Genomic DNA, 16,252 nt, shown 5'->3' with positions numbered 1-16,252 from the left:
TATGAGTAAACGTACGTCATATTCAAGGGGAGTAAAAGCAATGAATTACCTCTACGCTATTCGTCTAACGGATTTAAGTTGGCCGGATTTGGTTAAATACTTAAATATAATACCGTTATCAGAACAGCAAAAAATTAGCCAGTTACGTTTTGATGATGATAAGTTACGTAGCCTATTAGGTAAACTTTTATTATTTTATGTTTTAAAAAAACATCATGATGATCAAACGAATACGTTACCGGCTATTCGCTATCATCAGTATGCTAAACCTTATCTTGAAAAATTAGAAGGGGGCTTTAATATTTCTCATTCAGGTGAATGGATTGTATGCTTATACAATCCCTATGGCGTAGTAGGCGTTGATATCGAAAAAACACAGCCTATTGATATCAATGACTATCGAGAAGTATTAACACTCACTGAATATAATGCTATAAAAAATGGTTTACTTGATTTTATACAATTATGGACGCTAAAAGAAGCAATAATTAAAGCAGATGGGCGCGGGTTTTATTTAGCACCCAATTCCTTTGAAATCCCCCTACCTTTTGAGAATCATACAAAACTTGATTTAGCTGATCACTCATGGTTTATCGCGTTATTCGATTTTTCCACCGATTATAGCCTTGCTATTGCGAGTATGACCGATACACAGCAAACTAGCATACAAACTGTTGATATTGAGAGTTTAGTACAGAAGTTATTATAATTTAATATAGTGTAACAGATTTGAATAGCATGTTTTCTTTATAACTTTAATTTGATGTTTGAATAGTAAAATAAAGTTAAAAAGAATATTACTGAGGATTATTGACTTACATGCTAAAATTGTCGTCAAATTCACTTTTTTAATTATAGTGTTAAAACTGATACTGATATGGCCTTTATTAGCTCTGGCGTTGAATACGCACTACATTGTTTACTTTACCTCGCTGAACCTATCAATGCAAGGGGGGCAAGTGTGCGTGATTTAGCTGCTTTACAAGATGTTCCTTATGAATACCTCGCAAAAATTTTTACTAAAATGCATAAGGCTGAGATTGTCATTGCAACCGAAGGTATAAAAGGGGGCTTCTCACTGGCTAAATCAGCAGAGCAAATTACGATTCATGATGTCATTGTCGCAATTGATAATTATAAACCGCTGTTTGAATGCAAAGAAATTCGCTCTCGTTGTGCCATTTTTAATGGTGAACCCCCAATATGGTCAACAGATGGAATGTGTGCGATTCATCAAGTTATGCAAAATGCGGAGCAGCAGCTACGTTTACATTTGACTCAGCAAACCCTCGCAAGTTTAGCCCAGCAACTGACCGATAAAGCACCAGATGACTATTCACAACAAGTTATAGCTTGGCTTGATAATCGAATAGATCACCGCTAATAACACATGATAATAATTTTACTTGCCATTAAATAATGAATCAGATAAATTAACTCCGACTATTTTTGTCTTAGTTTGGAGGAATAATGAAAATACTACATATTGATACGAGTTCCAAAAAACCTGAACAATCAAATTCAAGAGCGTTAGGCCAATTTTTTTTACAACAATTAAAGGAACGTGGCGTTGATACGCAAATTGATTATTTAGATTTAACGATAGATGTGCAGCCACATCTTAATGCTGAATTTGTAACGGCGACGTATAAATCTGAAAACGAAAGAACAGAGCAAATGAAAGCCGTTTTAAAAGATTCAGATGCGATGTGTAAACGGGTAATGGATGCCGATCTCATTGTTTGTGGCTTACCTATGTATAACTGGACGATACCAGCAACGTTTAAAACGTTTCTCGATACGATTATTCGTACAGGCATAACGTATGAGCTATTACCCGATGGGACGACAGAAGGTAATTTAAATGATAAAAAATTGTTTTTATTACGACAAGAGGGGCGGATTTACGATCGGGTGATTTTCAACATATGGATGCAATGACACCGGTACTTAATGCTTGTTGTCAGTTTTTGGGTATTGATAAAAAGTGGCTTGTTGATGCTCAGCCGTTACAATTTACTAATCAACATGAACGGGAACAAGCACTAATCAGGGCAAAGCAAGCGTTAACAGCATTATCACATTTATTTAAGGTTTGATGCGTTTAATCATATAATCAATATCTATATTACAGGCACAAAGACCATTTTTATAATCGTTGTGCCTGTATAAGTAATGCATTAATGCAATATTTTTATTCGCAATTGATAATCAATACAAGGGTGATGAATTAAACTTTGAGTTAATCATAACATGTTATTCTAATTCGATAATAATGGGATTTGCGTTTTGCAAATAACGGATTAATATCTGATAACTATCACGACTAAAACTCGGCAATGGCGCTATACTAAGATGATTTAATTCATTAACTGAACCTAAGTAGCGCCATTGATTAATAATATGGTATGTTTTATATTCATAAAGTGGGGATTCTTCAACAATTGCAATAGCAGATTGCCAAGGCCAAGTTATCAGCGAATATTGTTCAAAGGCTTGAATCAATCGATGATTATGTATTTCAAGTGTTTCTTTACCACAGCATGCACCTTTACAACGCCTTAACTGATAATTAAAACAACATTCTCTATGATTGAATTCTAACCCCAGTACTTTGGCGCATAATTGATTTTTTTCAATAAGATCTAAGAGCCATTGTTTAGCTTTTATTTGTGATGGATATAAGCCAACACAGATTTTATCATTAGGTATGGTATCAACGTGTTGCAAAATGGGAATAAAATTATCATTCAGAACCCATGAGTATAATTTCTGATGTTTTCTAAGGCGTTTATTAAATACGGGCTGATGTTTTTTATTTCAGCAGATTCGAGTAATAATGCACCTAACTCTCCTGCGGTACATTTAACATCAATATGAGTGGTTTGCTTAATTAAATTAGCATGATGCTTAGTTTCATCAGGACGATAATAGTGAGATAACACTCTTTTTCTAATATTTTTGCTTTTGCCAATATAAAGTAAAATGTTGTCTTTATTATAAAAATAATAAACACCAGGCCCTTCGGGGAATGAATAGCAACAATCAAGAATCATTATGTTAACCTTAATCGCTTATTTTAAATTAAACATAAATTATATCTGCAATGTATAAGCTGATATTTTCAGATTTGAAGTGGTGATAACGATTTATTAATTACATTTATATTTGATATGTATCAATAGCATAAGTAAAAAAATCAAAAAAGATTAATTATTAGAACTGTATTTGATGTAAGTACTTTATATTAATTGGAGCGGGAAACGAGGTTCGAACTCGCGACCTCAACCTTGGCAAGGTTGCGCTCTACCAACTGAGCTATTCCCGCATTGAGATATTACATTTTGAAATTGGTGCCCGGGGCGAGACTTGAACTCGCACGGCCAAAAAGGCCGAGGGATTTTAAATCCCTTGTGTCTACCGATTTCACCACCCGGGCGTTTACAACATATTTGCTGAAAACCAGTGCATTATACGGTTCTGGATGATTACATCAAGTAGAATTTTGCATATGCTAGTTTGTTTGCTTAATTTTAAATCATTCGTCATCATTAAGTAGATCAGTTTGTGCAACCATGAGGTACTGACACATTGACCAGAGTGTTAAAAATGCCGCGATATATAGGGCAATTAAACCTGCATAAATGACCAAATCGCAAGGGCGCCACAATAGCCAAGTTAAAGCCGTCATTTGAGCCACCGTTTTAATTTTACCCGTAATTGAGACTGCAACACTATTACGTTTACCTATTTGCGCCATCCATTCACGCAGTGCTGAGATAATAATCTCACGTGAAATCATAATAATAGCTGGAATTGTGACCCACCAAGCATCATAGTGCTCGGTAATGAGGACTAAGGCAATTGTGACCATAATTTTATCGGCAACGGGATCTAAGAAAGCACCAAAACGGGTTGTTTGCCCCAGTTTTCTTGCTAAAAAACCATCAAACCAATCTGTCACGGCGGCAATTAAAAAAATCAGTGCTGTAAAAAAGGCAGACCAATTACCCGGAAAATAAAATGCGACAACAAAGAAAGGAATCAAAACGACTCTAAACAGTGTTAAGTAAATTGGTATGTTGAGTTTCATGGCTAGGCTCTAATATTAAATGTAAAATAAAACAAATGGACAAATTATAACGTGCAGACTAACTATTATACTACCATGTTGCACTAATAACCCTGATCTTTCAATGATTATTAAATTATTGTTGCAAATTATCGTAGATTTTTTCAGCTAACGATTTAGATATTCCTTGGACTTGAGCAATTTCGTCGACAGTCGCACTTTTAAGTTCACGTAGCCCACCAAAGTGTTTTAGTAATGCTTGACGACGTTTGGCACCAATACCTTCAATATGTTCAAGTGAACTATCTGTAAGCTGTTTGGCATTTTTATTACGTTGACCTATGATGGCATGATCATGCGATGCATTACGTATTTGTTGGATGAGCAATAAAGCCGGTGAGTGAGCATCGAGATAATGACCATGGCCATGTGCTTCAAAAAATAATGTTTCAAGACCTTCTTTGCGTTCTGAGCCTTTTGCAACGCCGACTAAAATAGGGTGATGTTTATCCCAATTGACATTTAATGATTCAAATAATTTGATCGCTTGGTTTAGTTGTCCTTTCCCTCCATCAATAAAAATAACATCAGGAATTTTTTCTTCTGGTAACTCTTTTTTGCTATAGCGCCGCGTCAAGACTTGATCCATTGCCGCATAGTCATCACCTTCGGTAATACCGCTGATATTATAACGCCTAAACTCAGACTTAACGGGCCCTTTATCATCAAATACAACACATGATGCAATGGTATTTTTACCCATAAAGTGGCTAATGTCGAAACATTCCATTCGATTAAGCTGATTAATACCTAAAAACTGTTTTAACTCATCATAACGCTGTTTTATTGTTGAACTTTGTAATTGTTTATTTTGGACTTCTTTTTGTGCATTTTGAATGGCAATGGTTAAAAGTTTAAGATTATCACCTTTCGGCTCATCGACTAATTTTACCTGATGATTAGCCAGTTGAGACAAGGTATCTTCCATGGCTTTTTTGTCACTGAGTGAGTAATTCAGTAATATTTTCTTTGGAATATTGCGATTAGCATTACCTTGTAAGTAAAACTGTCCTAAAAAGGTTTCAATGACTTCTTCAAGTTCAGTATTTGATGGGACTTTCGGGAAATAAGCCCGATGACCAAATGTCTGACCATTGCGGATAAATAGGATATAAACGCATGCAATACCAGTTTGGTAATGGAATCCAATGACATCTAAATTGTCGTTATTATTGTAGATGACTTGCTGTTCTTTTATTTGTGTTATTGCGCTGATTTGATCCCGTAATTTGGCTGCTTTTTCGAAATTAAGTTCAGCACTGGCCTTTTGCATATCTTCCGTAATGATGCTGACGATGTCGTCAGATTGACCCCTTAAAAATAATCGGACGTAATTAACTTGTTCATTATAATCCTCATCACTAACGAGTCCGGTAACGCAAGGGCCTAAACAACGTTTAATCTGATACTGTAAACAAGGTCGGGTTCTGTTTTTATAAACAGCATCAGTACACTGACGAATTGGAAATGTTTTTTGCAATAAATGCAATATTTGTTTGACCGCATAAGAGCTCGGGTAGGGGCCAAAGAACTCATCTTGTTTTCTATTAATGGATCCACGGTAAAGTGAAAGCTGCGGGTGCTTTTCTTTGCTAATTTTGATGAACGGATAACTTTTATCATCTTTGAGCAACACATTGTATCGAGGCTGATATTTTTTGATGTAGGTTTGCTCAAGCAGTAATGCTTCCGTTTCTGTGTTAGTGAGGGTGAATTCGACATGCGTAATTTGACTCACTAAAATGTCTGTTTTGAGCGTTTTTTTACTACTGTTGAAGTAACTTTTAAGACGGTTATTAAGATCTTTCGCTTTACCCACATAAATGATGATATTCTTATCATTAAACATCTGATAAATACCGGGTTTATGTGGGACTGTTTTTAAAAATGTGGTTGAATCAAAACTCTCATGTTTCATAAAAAAGCGGTCACATTGCAAAATGCTATTAATTATTAACGTTCTCAAATCGAAGAGCACGTTTCTCTATTAATCTCATAATGATGCTTAATAACCCATTTATCAAGAGGTAAATACAACCAGTTGCAATAAAAATTGAAAATTCATAATATCGGCCATTTAATAACTGGTTATATCCCATTACATCCATTAAGGTAATCGTTGTTGTTAGAGCGGTACCTTTTACAACAAAGATGACTTCATTAGAATAGGTGGATAATGCCCGTTTTAATGCATACGGTAAAATCACTCTTAAAGTCTGCATTCTATTCATACCAAGAGCGACACAAGCCTGCCATTGACCTTGTGGTACAGCTTTTAGCGCACCGGAAAATATTTGGGTCGTGTAGGCAGCACTATTTAGCGTTAAAGCCAGGTAAGCACAAAACCATGGTTGTGACAGCAATTGCCAAAGTATCGGTAGATGTTTGCTAATAAAAGAAAACTGGGCTGGACCATAATAAATAATAAATAACTGAACCAAAAGCGGTGTCCCAGTAAATAAAATAATATAGCCTTTAATCAGTTTTGTCATAAACCATTTGTTTGACGTTAATAATACAGCAAGGAGAACCGCGATCAAACAAGCACTAATAATTCCGGCTAGACTCAATGATAAAGTGACAGGTAAGCCTTGTATTAATACCGAGAAATAATAAAAAATTTTATCTGACATATGTATACTCCTTATTTCTCAGTCACGGTGGATTTATTTTCAAAATAAAGCGTACGCGCTTCGAGTACACTCAAAACCCGTTGACTAATTAAAGAAATAATCAGATAGATAACTGCTGCGATTAAATACCAGGTAAAGGGTTCACGTGTGTTGGCAATAATGCTACGAGTTTGCATCATTACATCATTAACGGTGATCAGTGAAACTAATGCCGTATCTTTGAGTAACACTAACCATTGATTACCAAGTCCAGGTAACGCATGACGCCAAATTTGTGGAATGATAATATGAAATAAGGTTCGAGACTTACTTAAACCCAGTACTTCAGCAGCCTGTTTTTGACCAATTGGAATGGCCTTAAATGCGCCGCGTAGCGTCTGTGATGCGTAAGCTGCGTAAAGTAATGATAGGGCAATGATACCGCATAAAATTGGACTGACATCAAAATTGGTGATCTCTAAATGAAAATTAAGGTCGGTAAAACCGAGTGGAATAGATAAATCTAGCCCACCACCAAGGACTTCATCAGCAAGGAAAATCAGTAATAAAGGAATACCGTTATAAATAGCGATAACAACAAGTATTTCGGGTAATGCTCGGATAACAATGACAATGATGGAAATAAGCCATGCGACAGGTTTAAATCGCCAGGATTCAAGCACGGTAAATAGAAATGCCAAGATTAAGCCAATCACGAGTGAGGTGATGGCAATAAGCAACGTTGTTTTTGTTGCATCCAATAGCGGAAAAAAATAATTCAACCAGTCAAACATAATTCAATTTATCTGTTTTTGTCATAATATTAAAAAGAAAATAGCCGCTATTACGCGGCATATCATAAAGCAAACTTAGGTTAAATTATTTTTTATCAAACCATTTTTTATAAATGGCATCATAGCTACCATCGGTTTTCATTTTGCTTAATGCTTGATTAAATTGATCTAATAAGTCAGTATTGCCTTTACGAACGGCAATTCCTAAACCAGTACCGAAATATTCTGGATCAACAACTTTATCACCAAGCTGTACTAAGGTAGATTCTTTTACTAACCATTCGTCTGCAACAGCGGCATCACTAAAGATTGCATCAATACGGTCTGCTTTAAGATCAAGTACGGCATACTGATAACTATCATAGCTAACCACTTCAATTTGAGGGAATTTATCCATCAAATATTTTTGATGGGTGGTTCCGTTTTGAATACCAACACGTTTACCGTTAAGGTCATCAATTGATTTAAAACTATCTTTCTTGATAATAAATTCAGCAGAATTATCATAGTAAGATTGGGTGAAGTCGACTTGTTCACTACGTTCAGGTGTAATATCAATACCTGAAATTGTGGCATCAATACGACGCGTTTTTAAACTCGGAATCAAACTATCAAATGATTGATTAGTGAATTTGCATGTATATTGTAGATTTTCACAAATCGTATTGGCGATATCAACATCAAAGCCAACAAGTTGGTTTTGCTCATTATAGAATTCAAATGGCGCATAAGTTGCCTCCATACCAAAGGTGATATCTTTGGCTGTTGCAGTAAACGCCAAACTAGCAAGTGTTGCAGCAATAAATACGTTTTTCATAATTTCACCTTTTGGGATATTAATGAGATAAATACATTTGTAATTGTGGTGACTTAGGTTGTTCAAAACAACTTGCATCACCTTGTTCAATGATTTTTCCTTTTTCAAGATAAATCACTTGTGAAGCAACTTTTTTTGCAAAGTCGACTTCATGCGTTACAATAATTTGAGTTATCCCTGTTGCTGACAACTCATTAATGATTTCGGCAACTTGTGAAGTAATTTCGGGATCTAATGCTGCAGTGGGTTCATCAAATAACAATATTTGAGGTTCCATCATTAGTGCTCTAGCAATAGCTACGCGTTGTTGTTGCCCACCAGATAAATGGAGTGGGTAACGATTACTCATCGTATCAAGTTGTAACCTTAATAAAATCTTATGAGCTTTATCTACTGCTTGTTCTTTAGGCATTTTTAATACCTGACAAGGTGCTTCGATCAAATTCTCAAGTACCGTCAAATGTGGCCAAAGATTATAGTTTTGAAATACCATACCAACATTTGTTCTAAGTTGCTTAACTTTTTCTTCAGTCGGTTTTGTTGTAAATTGAAAATCCAAATTTGCAATTTTCATACTGCCAGAGGATGGGACCTCAAGTAGATTAAATACTTTTAGTAAGGAGCTTTTGCCTGCTCCACTAGGTCCAAGCAACACAATTGTTTCACCCAGTGGGTAACAAAATGAGATGTCGCATAAAGCCTGATGTGAACCATAAAAACAATTAATATGGTTTAACTCAATGTTCATAAGCTAACTAATATAATAATAAAATTTAAACTGACTAAATATTATATTTTGTTGCATAAAAATGCAATCTAATTTATGAGATTATTGTGTTTAAGGCATAAGCAAACTAACTATTTATCGATTTTATCGTTATTTTGGTTGTCAGCAATAATCGGTAACATCGGCCCTAAATATTTTGGCTCTTTATTCAAAATATACAAATCGACAAAAGCACCCAGTCGTGCAAACATTTCACGTATTCTCACCATGTGTATATTATCTGGAGTAGGGACAGCAAAACACTTGGCATCAATACCTTGATATTGAGCAATAAACAATGCGCGTTCACAATGAAATTCTTGAGTTATAATTGTAAATTGGTTAACATCAAACACTTTGTTAGCTCTAACAATTGAGTCTAGCGTTCTAAAACCCGCGTAATCAAGCACAATTGCTGTTTCGGGGATTCCTGCTTTGAGTAAGTCTCGTTTCATCGTGATGGGTTCGTTATAGCTCATTAGGGCATTGTCACCACTTAATAAGAGATAATCGACTTTTCCTAGCCAATAAAGGTCAATTGCACCCTCTATACGGTTTTTATAAAAGGCATTGATCCCTCCGCCTTTAATATATTTTGAGGTGCCAAGAACGACGCCCACAGTATTGTAGGGCAGTGTATCATAATCGTTATATATATCAGGTTCAGTTTTTAAACTAATCCAATAGTCTAATGAAAAAATCATGGCGATGATAAAAATCAGTGCACAAAATATAAATTTTGATATTTTCTTTATCATCAAAGTACCATTAGAACACGTTATGAATAAGGACCATTATTGGGAATAAAAAAGGTGCTGTCAATGATGTCATGATTCCACATAAAACTAATGCTAATGAGCTATAAGCACCTTCATGGTAATCGACTTCAATACATCTTGCTGTACCTACGGCATGTGAGACAGAACCGATTGCGAGTCCTCTAGCTGCTGCTGATCGTATTTTAAATAAATTAAGTAATTGATGACCTAAAATAGCCCCTAAAGTACCGACTAAAATCACACACAGTGCAGCAATTGATGGCACTCCACCTTGATTTTCGGCTATCGTGACAGCGATGGCTGTTGTTACTGATTTCGGTAAAATAGACGCGGCAATTTCAATATTACCACCTAACCAAAATGCGATACAAACACCGGAAATCATTGACGATAGTGTCGCAATAAACGTAATGAACATGATTGACTTCCAACGTGATTTTATCTGTGGAATCAACTCATACAGTGGGTAGGCTAACGCAACGACTGAATAGGGTAGCAATTCATGAATCCATCGTACATTATAAAAGTACTCGTTATAAGATGTATTTGTTAGCAATAAAATCGGGATTAAAACGATCACGGAAATCACTAGTGGATTAAATAGCGTGCTTTTAATTTTAATTGCCAGTTTGCGGATCAGGAGGAAAATGACAACAGTCAAGGGTAACATCCAAATCATGATTGTTCCCCTTTGCTCACATCATCACTTACTGCTGGTAATGAACGTGAATGTAAATGTTGGGTTAACCAGCCGATAAATATCATGACCACAAAAGTACTCGTGACACTGCCAATGAGAATTGGCGCCCAACTGTGGATCAAATACACATAATTATCCATTATTCCCATCGCGGCAGGAATAAATAAGATGGTCATGTAACGCATAAATAAATTACACCCATTACGTACCCAACTCGTTGGAATTAGCTGAAAAGCAAGTAAAAAGAAAAGTACGAGTAATCCAATGATGCTACCAGGAATGGTGATTGGTAATAATAGGGAAATTAAATTACCAAACCAAAGACAGATAAACAAAATCAGAAAACTACGTCCGTAGCTAAAAAGCGTATAGTAAAGCGAATATAAACGATGGCGAATTGTAGCGTGCCGCGCTAAAAAGTGTTTCATGACGGATTCGGTTATCAATAAAAACAAGTTTTTGAGATCGTCATGATACGCCTTTATCCAAAAATGTGCAAAAACCTCAGGTAAAAAATTAGGGAGAATTTAATGATTAATCGCAATAGTACCGAAGTTAATACCGATCACAAATAAAATAATTTGAATAGACTCAATGAGTATCAAATTGTGTTTATGGTTATGATGTATAATCTTTTGAAATTGAGTTTGATTTGTTACGCATGATAAGTTGATCTCAATAATAGGCTTTAAATGTATTCCTCTGCTTACCATGAAAATAAATGATGATACCGGATATTAAAAAGTGATTGAGTCTGATAAATAAGATTCATGATAGGGAGCAGAGGAAACTATAATCACATAACTACATAACTACAATCGATAAAACACATCATACCGATACCAAACCGGCTAATAAACATATCAACCTCACTTTGTTATAATAATAATGACATTATTTATACAAAATAAGGTCGATCTGATTATTCATTTTGAGCAAAAAATAACAAAGATATTTGTTAATTACTCAACATTGTTTTTAAATTAGCTAATAATTCGGGTTTGATATTAACCCATTTTCTTACGCTATTGATAAAGGCGATTTTATCAGCTTTCATAATATCATTTAACATTAATGAGGACTCACTGATTAGACCCTGATTTATATAATATTGACGCATAATGCCGGGGAGTAAACCTGATGTTAACGTCGGCGTAAGCCATTGATTATTAATTAACAATACGATATTACCATTAACGAATTCGGTTAGTTGATTTTTTTCATTATATATTAAGCGCTCTTCACCCACTTGTATTTGCGGTAAGTGATCACGGTGAGCGGTTTTATGATAAAGGTAAATGTTTTGACTATTAACACATTTTGGCGCTAATGACAGCGCATCAATTGACATCAAATGAGTGATTGGTGTGACTTCAATGGTAAACAGTCCTGTTTTCATTAAACATAAGCGAACTTTATAGCTGCCATGTTGATATTGATGAGAGAGTTGACCAAGCTGGTTTTGTATCTCTGTTATTTCAATTGGGTAATCAAAATAGATAGCTGTATTTTGTAATCGTTTGAGATGCTCTTCAAGTAAAAATAACTCACCATCAGTAAGTAATAATGATTCAAGAAGATAATTTGGCAATGATCGCGTCGAATTTAAAATTGCCGTCTTTTCAAGAATTTCGTTATATTCTCCCTGTTGAGTGGAGTCCCATGTAATCCCACCTCCCACACCATAAGAGGCTTGTCCGTCGTGAATGGTCAGAGTGCGAATTGGAATATTAAATATGGCTTTATGCATAAACGGCTCAATGACACCAATTGTTCCACAATACACTTCGCGGGGTGCCGATTCAATATTCGCAATTATTTTCATTGTGCTTGCTTTAGGGGCACCCGTAATTGAGCCACAAGGGAAAAGCGCCTGAAAAATATTAAAAAGCGGGGTGTTTGGTTTTATTTTCCCTTGAATGGTTGACGTTAATTGCCACACAGTAGGGTATTTTTCTGCGGTAAATAATTCAGTCACACAAACACTGCCTGGTTCAGATATACGGCTGAGATCATTTCTGAGTAAATCTACAATCATCATGTTTTCAGCCTGATTTTTTTCTGAAAATAAGCTGTTCCGCTTTATCACATCATCTTGGTTATTCACTCCTCGTGCGGCAGTTCCTTTCATTGGTTTCGTGGTAATAACACCATGCTCGTCTATTTTGAAAAAAAGCTCTGGTGAAATGGATAAGATATTGATCATTTCATACCGAATGTAGGCACAGTAATTAGCATGATTATGCTGTTGTAAAAAGTGATAAAATGCCATTGAATCACCTTTAAACGGTGCATTAAACGCAATGGTATAGTTGGTTTGATAAGTATTACCTAACTCAATCTGTTGTTTAATATAATTAATATTTTGGTTATATTCATCTAAGGTTGTATTACTCGTTAATTCAAGTTTATCAAATTGCTGATTATTTTCTCGATTATCCACTGTTGTATAATTTTCAAAAATACCAATCAGCAATAACGGTAATTGGTTATTTTGAGCTGGCTTGGTAAAATTAAATGAATTAAAGGCAGCAGCACTTTCATAAGCCAAGTAACCTACTGCGTAATAGCCTTGATTCACATAGGCTTCAATACTATCAATCTGTGTCTGAATTTGATCAAGCCTTTTTGCTAAAAAGACCTTAACTGGGTGCTGAAATATCTGACAATGACCTTCAAAATCAATTCGTATGTACATATTTAAGCTCACTGATTAACAAAGTTGGTGATAATTTGTAGGCCACTTTCTGTTTTAATCGCTTCAGGATGAAATTGCACCGATTCAATTGGTAAATGTTGATGCCTTAATGCCATAATCAGTCCGTCTTTATTTTTAGCTGAAATGACTAATGGACCGTTCGACTGTTCTTTTACGATCAGTGAATGGTAACGCACGACAGCTAAAGGATTTTTTAGATTCCTAAAAACACCTTGGTTATCGTGATAAATGGTGTCAATTTTACCATGCATTGGCTGGGGAGCTTTAGTGACAGTGTAACCAAAATGCTGTGCAATAATTTGATGACCTAAACAAATACCTAAAATCGGGATGTCATGGCAAAATGTTTTTACAACCGATAGTGAAATACCTGCTTGATCTGGATTACCCGGTCCAGGTGAAATGACAATTTTTTGAATATTTAAAGATTTTAATTGTTCAATCGTGACTTGATCATTTTTAACAATCGTCACATTCTGATGAGTACGGCAAATATAATCATAAATATTAAATGTAAAAGAGTCATAATTATCAATTAACAGTATCATTATTTATCAACCTTTTAAAACCACATCAAGATCATGGTATATCACTAACTTATTGCTAGCATAAAAAGCCATTCATATTAGTCAAAAACAAAGTTTTTTCAATCAATTGTTTTGTATTGAGAGAGAGACGAATAGCTCGAAACATAGCGTATTATTGATTGAGTAAGCCGCTTACCATTTGTAATCTTTAATAACAAAACCATTTTTGATAAGTTATAACATTTTAATTTATCAGTGTTTTTAATTTGCATAACCGTATCATTACTTTTAATATAAAACTCATTTTTTCATTATGTTCTTACTGTTTGAGCAAAAGATTGCGTGATATTTATTACGATAAAATCAATAAAAGGATCTGTTTTATTATGAATCGTGTTTTTCGAAAAGAATATAACCCGTATGTATTTTTTGGTTCCTTAATTATTCTCATCATTATGGTCGCTTATGTATCACTTTTTAGAGAACAAGCACAATACCAAATGTCTGAAACGAAAGAGTGGATCAATACAAACTTTGGTTGGTTTTATATTTTGACCGTCGCTATCATTCTAGTGACCGCGGTATTTCTGTTTTTTAGCCGTTATGGTGACATCAAACTTGGACCTGATCACAGTAAACCTGAATATAGCAATCTATCTTGGTTATCGATGCTGTTTGCCGCGGGTATGGGGATTGGCTTGATGTTCTGGGGCGTGGCTGAACCCGTAATGCATTATCTGGTACCACCAGATGCTCAACCTGAAACGTTAGCGGCGGCGAAAGAATCGATGAAGTTAGTTTTTTTCCATTGGGGGCTGAGCGCATGGGCAATTTATGCGCTAGTGGCGGTTATTCTTGCTTATTTTGCTTTCCGCCAAAATTTACCGTTAACGTTACGTTCAGCGCTATATCCATTAATCGGTGAGCGGATTTATGGCGGTTGGGGACATGCTGTTGATATATTTGCTGTGTTGGGGACCATTATAGGGGTATCAACAACATTGGGCATGGGGGTACAACAGATCAATGCTGGTTTAAATTATCTGTATGGATTACCGATTGGCATTGATATTCAAACATTACTCATTATTGTGGTGATGATTTTGGTCGGATGTTCGGTATTTAGCGGTATGGACAAAGGTATTAAACGCTTGTCTGAGCTGAACATGATTTTTGCCATCGTATTATTACTCTTTATTCTAATTCTAGGCCCAACATTATTTATTTTACAGACATTTATGCAAAATCTGGGCGGGTATATTTCTGAACTGGTGAGCCGTACATTTAATTTATATGCTTATGAGTCAAATGACTGGGTTGGGAATTGGACGATATTTTATTGGGCTTGGTGGCTTTCGTGGTCTCCATTTGTTGGATCCTTCATCGCCAGAATCTCACGAGGTAGAACGATTCGTGAGTTTATCGCGGGGGCAATGTTTGTTCCGGCGTTATTTACCTTACTTTGGATGACCGTATTTGGTGATACTGCATTACACCTCATTTTATATAATAACGCACAACAATTAGCGGATATGGTGCGTTCTGATTATACCATGGCATTATTTGCATTTTTAGAGCATTTTCCGTTCTCGTCGATTGTGAGCTTTTTTGCTGTTTTCATGATTTTCCTATTTTTTATAACCTCAGCAGACAGTTCATCAATGGTTATCGATATGTTTGCCTCTAATGGTAAAACCGATACACCTGTATGGCAAAGTCTATTTTGGGTTTTTGTTGTTGCCGTTGTCACTATAGCCTTGATGTATAGCAACGGATTACAAGCCTTACAGACTGCCAGTATTGTCAGTGCATTACCTTTTGCTATCACGCTGTTGATAGCAATGTGGGGCTTAATCAGAGCTCTATTTTTAGACTCAACTAAAAAAGAGCTACAAAAACAATCTCTTAATTTTTCAAGACCCGCTCCTCGCAGTGCGGGAGGATGGCAACGTCGTTTACGAAATTTGACGATGTTTACACGACGTAGTCATGTCATTCGATTTATTGCTGATGTCGTGAAGCCTGCATGTGATGAAATTGCAGAGGAGCTATCGAAACAAGGTTATAATGCAAACGTTGTCTGGGCTGAGAATGAAGGTTCAATTCAATTAGATTTAATTCATGAGGATAAAGTCTATTTTAGTTATGGTGTAAAACCGAAACCTTACCCATTACCGGAAGTTGTTACCCGAGGAATTGATGACGATAATAACGATAGTCAAGAGGGGTTAATGTATTTTCGAGCTGATGTCTACTTGCTTGAAGGGGGGCAGGATTACGATATTATGGGGTGGAGCAAAGAAGATGTTATTGCCGATATATTGGACCAATATGAAACCTATTTACATTATTTACATATGATACGCGAATAAAATGACTGAATGATGAGCATGCAATTGACTACTG

General features: G+C 35.6%; 17 protein-coding genes, 2 tRNA genes and 1 pseudogene. 5 read left to right on the top strand and 15 right to left on the bottom strand.

Going from position 1 to position 16,252, the window contains the following annotated elements; genetic code table 11:
* Position 1: 1 nt before the first annotated feature.
* From ABEA36_RS05015 to ABEA36_RS05000, 4 genes are all read left to right on the top strand, one after another.
* On the top strand, positions 2–709 hold the full coding sequence (locus ABEA36_RS05015; protein ID WP_345489437.1) for a 4'-phosphopantetheinyl transferase family protein: 708 nt from the start codon (positions 2–4) through the stop codon (positions 707–709).
* Positions 710–877: 168 nt separating this feature from the next.
* Positions 878–1,384, top strand: coding sequence for an RrF2 family transcriptional regulator (locus tag ABEA36_RS05010; protein ID WP_345489435.1), 507 nt, complete (start codon positions 878–880; stop codon positions 1,382–1,384).
* Between the two features lie 86 nt (positions 1,385–1,470).
* Complete coding sequence (locus tag ABEA36_RS05005; RefSeq protein WP_345489433.1) at positions 1,471–1,941, top strand: FMN-dependent NADH-azoreductase; 471 nt, start codon at positions 1,471–1,473, stop codon at positions 1,939–1,941.
* The gene (locus ABEA36_RS05000; protein WP_345489431.1) at positions 1,929–2,099 is read left to right on the top strand and encodes a hypothetical protein; all 171 of its coding nucleotides are present in this window, start codon (positions 1,929–1,931) and stop codon (positions 2,097–2,099) included. The genes ABEA36_RS05005 and ABEA36_RS05000 overlap by 13 nt, the downstream gene beginning before the upstream one ends.
* Positions 2,100–2,256: 157 nt before the next feature.
* Here ABEA36_RS05000 and ABEA36_RS04995 read toward each other — a convergent pair whose 3' ends face one another.
* The 15 genes and pseudogenes from ABEA36_RS04995 to ABEA36_RS04925 all read right to left on the bottom strand — a co-directional run bounded on the left by ABEA36_RS04995 (position 2,257) and on the right by ABEA36_RS04925 (position 13,867).
* Positions 2,257–2,730, bottom strand: a complete 474-nt coding sequence (locus ABEA36_RS04995) for a hypothetical protein (RefSeq protein ID WP_345489429.1) — start codon at positions 2,728–2,730, stop codon at positions 2,257–2,259.
* A 20-nt stretch (positions 2,731–2,750) separates the two neighbouring features.
* Positions 2,751–3,056: a nucleotide excision repair endonuclease gene (locus ABEA36_RS04990; protein WP_345489427.1), complete on the bottom strand. Its 306-nt coding sequence runs from the start codon at positions 3,054–3,056 to the stop codon at positions 2,751–2,753.
* A gap of 196 nt (positions 3,057–3,252) precedes the next feature.
* Positions 3,253–3,328, bottom strand: a tRNA-Gly gene (locus ABEA36_RS04985).
* Between the two features lie 23 nt (positions 3,329–3,351).
* Positions 3,352–3,439, bottom strand: a tRNA-Leu gene (locus ABEA36_RS04980).
* A 99-nt stretch (positions 3,440–3,538) separates the two neighbouring features.
* Positions 3,539–4,093, bottom strand: a complete 555-nt coding sequence (gene pgsA / locus ABEA36_RS04975; RefSeq protein ID WP_345489425.1) for a CDP-diacylglycerol--glycerol-3-phosphate 3-phosphatidyltransferase — start codon at positions 4,091–4,093, stop codon at positions 3,539–3,541.
* Between the two features lie 115 nt (positions 4,094–4,208).
* Positions 4,209–6,050, bottom strand: coding sequence for an excinuclease ABC subunit UvrC (gene uvrC, locus ABEA36_RS04970; protein ID WP_345489416.1), 1,842 nt, complete (start codon positions 6,048–6,050; stop codon positions 4,209–4,211).
* Between the two features lie 28 nt (positions 6,051–6,078).
* Entirely contained in the window at positions 6,079–6,753 is a 675-nt protein-coding gene (artM, locus tag ABEA36_RS04965; RefSeq protein ID WP_425571891.1) for an arginine ABC transporter permease ArtM, read from the bottom strand.
* 23 nt (positions 6,754–6,776) lie between these two features.
* Positions 6,777–7,526, bottom strand: coding sequence for an arginine ABC transporter permease ArtQ (artQ, locus tag ABEA36_RS04960; RefSeq protein WP_345490869.1), 750 nt, complete (start codon positions 7,524–7,526; stop codon positions 6,777–6,779).
* 97 nt (positions 7,527–7,623) lie between these two features.
* A complete protein-coding gene (locus tag ABEA36_RS04955) occupies positions 7,624–8,355 on the bottom strand; it encodes a lysine/arginine/ornithine ABC transporter substrate-binding protein (RefSeq protein WP_345489412.1) in 732 nt (243 codons plus the stop codon).
* Positions 8,356–8,374: 19 nt separating this feature from the next.
* Positions 8,375–9,103, bottom strand: a complete 729-nt coding sequence (gene artP, locus ABEA36_RS04950; protein WP_345489410.1) for an arginine ABC transporter ATP-binding protein ArtP — start codon at positions 9,101–9,103, stop codon at positions 8,375–8,377.
* A 143-nt stretch (positions 9,104–9,246) separates the two neighbouring features.
* Positions 9,247–9,867 (bottom strand): annotated as a pseudogene (locus tag ABEA36_RS04945) (ElyC/SanA/YdcF family protein); the annotation flags it as partial.
* Positions 9,868–9,889: 22 nt separating this feature from the next.
* A complete protein-coding gene (locus ABEA36_RS04940; RefSeq protein ID WP_345489408.1) occupies positions 9,890–10,579 on the bottom strand; it encodes a CidB/LrgB family autolysis modulator in 690 nt (229 codons plus the stop codon).
* A complete protein-coding gene (locus tag ABEA36_RS04935) occupies positions 10,576–11,028 on the bottom strand; it encodes a CidA/LrgA family protein (RefSeq protein WP_345489406.1) in 453 nt (150 codons plus the stop codon). The genes ABEA36_RS04940 and ABEA36_RS04935 overlap by 4 nt, the downstream gene beginning before the upstream one ends.
* Before the next feature lie 530 nt (positions 11,029–11,558).
* Complete coding sequence (gene pabB / locus ABEA36_RS04930; RefSeq protein WP_345489404.1) at positions 11,559–13,298, bottom strand: aminodeoxychorismate synthase component I; 1,740 nt, start codon at positions 13,296–13,298, stop codon at positions 11,559–11,561.
* 8 nt (positions 13,299–13,306) lie between these two features.
* Positions 13,307–13,867 carry an anthranilate synthase component II gene (locus tag ABEA36_RS04925; protein WP_345489402.1) on the bottom strand — a complete coding sequence of 187 codons (561 nt, stop codon included), beginning with the start codon at positions 13,865–13,867 and terminating at the stop codon, positions 13,307–13,309.
* A 365-nt stretch (positions 13,868–14,232) separates the two neighbouring features.
* Here ABEA36_RS04925 and ABEA36_RS04920 point away from each other — a divergent pair, with 365 nt between their 5' ends.
* Entirely contained in the window at positions 14,233–16,218 is a 1,986-nt protein-coding gene (locus ABEA36_RS04920; RefSeq protein ID WP_345489400.1) for a BCCT family transporter, read from the top strand.
* Positions 16,219–16,252: the final 34 nt, after the last annotated feature.

Source organism: Orbus sasakiae (assembly GCF_039542345.1).
Lineage (GTDB): Bacteria > Pseudomonadota > Gammaproteobacteria > Enterobacterales > Orbaceae > Orbus > Orbus sasakiae.
This window is presented reverse-complemented; position numbering and strand designations above follow the sequence as displayed.

Excerpts from the sequence above, each read along its gene's own strand:
- ABEA36_RS05015 (WP_345489437.1), top strand. The coding sequence starts at position 2 with ATGAGTAAACGTACGTCATATTCAAGGGGAGTAAAAGCAATGAATTAC.
- ABEA36_RS05010 (WP_345489435.1), top strand. The coding sequence starts at position 878 with ATGGCCTTTATTAGCTCTGGCGTTGAATACGCACTACATTGTTTACTT.
- ABEA36_RS05005 (WP_345489433.1), top strand. The coding sequence starts at position 1,471 with ATGAAAATACTACATATTGATACGAGTTCCAAAAAACCTGAACAATCA.
- ABEA36_RS05000 (WP_345489431.1), top strand. The coding sequence starts at position 1,929 with ATGGATGCAATGACACCGGTACTTAATGCTTGTTGTCAGTTTTTGGGT.
- ABEA36_RS04990 (WP_345489427.1), bottom strand. The coding sequence starts at position 3,056 with ATGATTCTTGATTGTTGCTATTCATTCCCCGAAGGGCCTGGTGTTTAT.
- pgsA (WP_345489425.1), bottom strand. The coding sequence starts at position 4,093 with ATGAAACTCAACATACCAATTTACTTAACACTGTTTAGAGTCGTTTTG.
- uvrC (WP_345489416.1), bottom strand. The coding sequence starts at position 6,050 with ATGAAACATGAGAGTTTTGATTCAACCACATTTTTAAAAACAGTCCCA.
- ABEA36_RS04955 (WP_345489412.1), bottom strand. The coding sequence starts at position 8,355 with ATGAAAAACGTATTTATTGCTGCAACACTTGCTAGTTTGGCGTTTACT.
- artP (WP_345489410.1), bottom strand. The coding sequence starts at position 9,103 with ATGAACATTGAGTTAAACCATATTAATTGTTTTTATGGTTCACATCAG.
- ABEA36_RS04940 (WP_345489408.1), bottom strand. The coding sequence starts at position 10,579 with ATGATTTGGATGTTACCCTTGACTGTTGTCATTTTCCTCCTGATCCGC.
- ABEA36_RS04935 (WP_345489406.1), bottom strand. The coding sequence starts at position 11,028 with ATGAAACACTTTTTAGCGCGGCACGCTACAATTCGCCATCGTTTATAT.
- pabB (WP_345489404.1), bottom strand. The coding sequence starts at position 13,298 with ATGTACATACGAATTGATTTTGAAGGTCATTGTCAGATATTTCAGCAC.
- ABEA36_RS04925 (WP_345489402.1), bottom strand. The coding sequence starts at position 13,867 with ATGATACTGTTAATTGATAATTATGACTCTTTTACATTTAATATTTAT.
- ABEA36_RS04920 (WP_345489400.1), top strand. The coding sequence starts at position 14,233 with ATGAATCGTGTTTTTCGAAAAGAATATAACCCGTATGTATTTTTTGGT.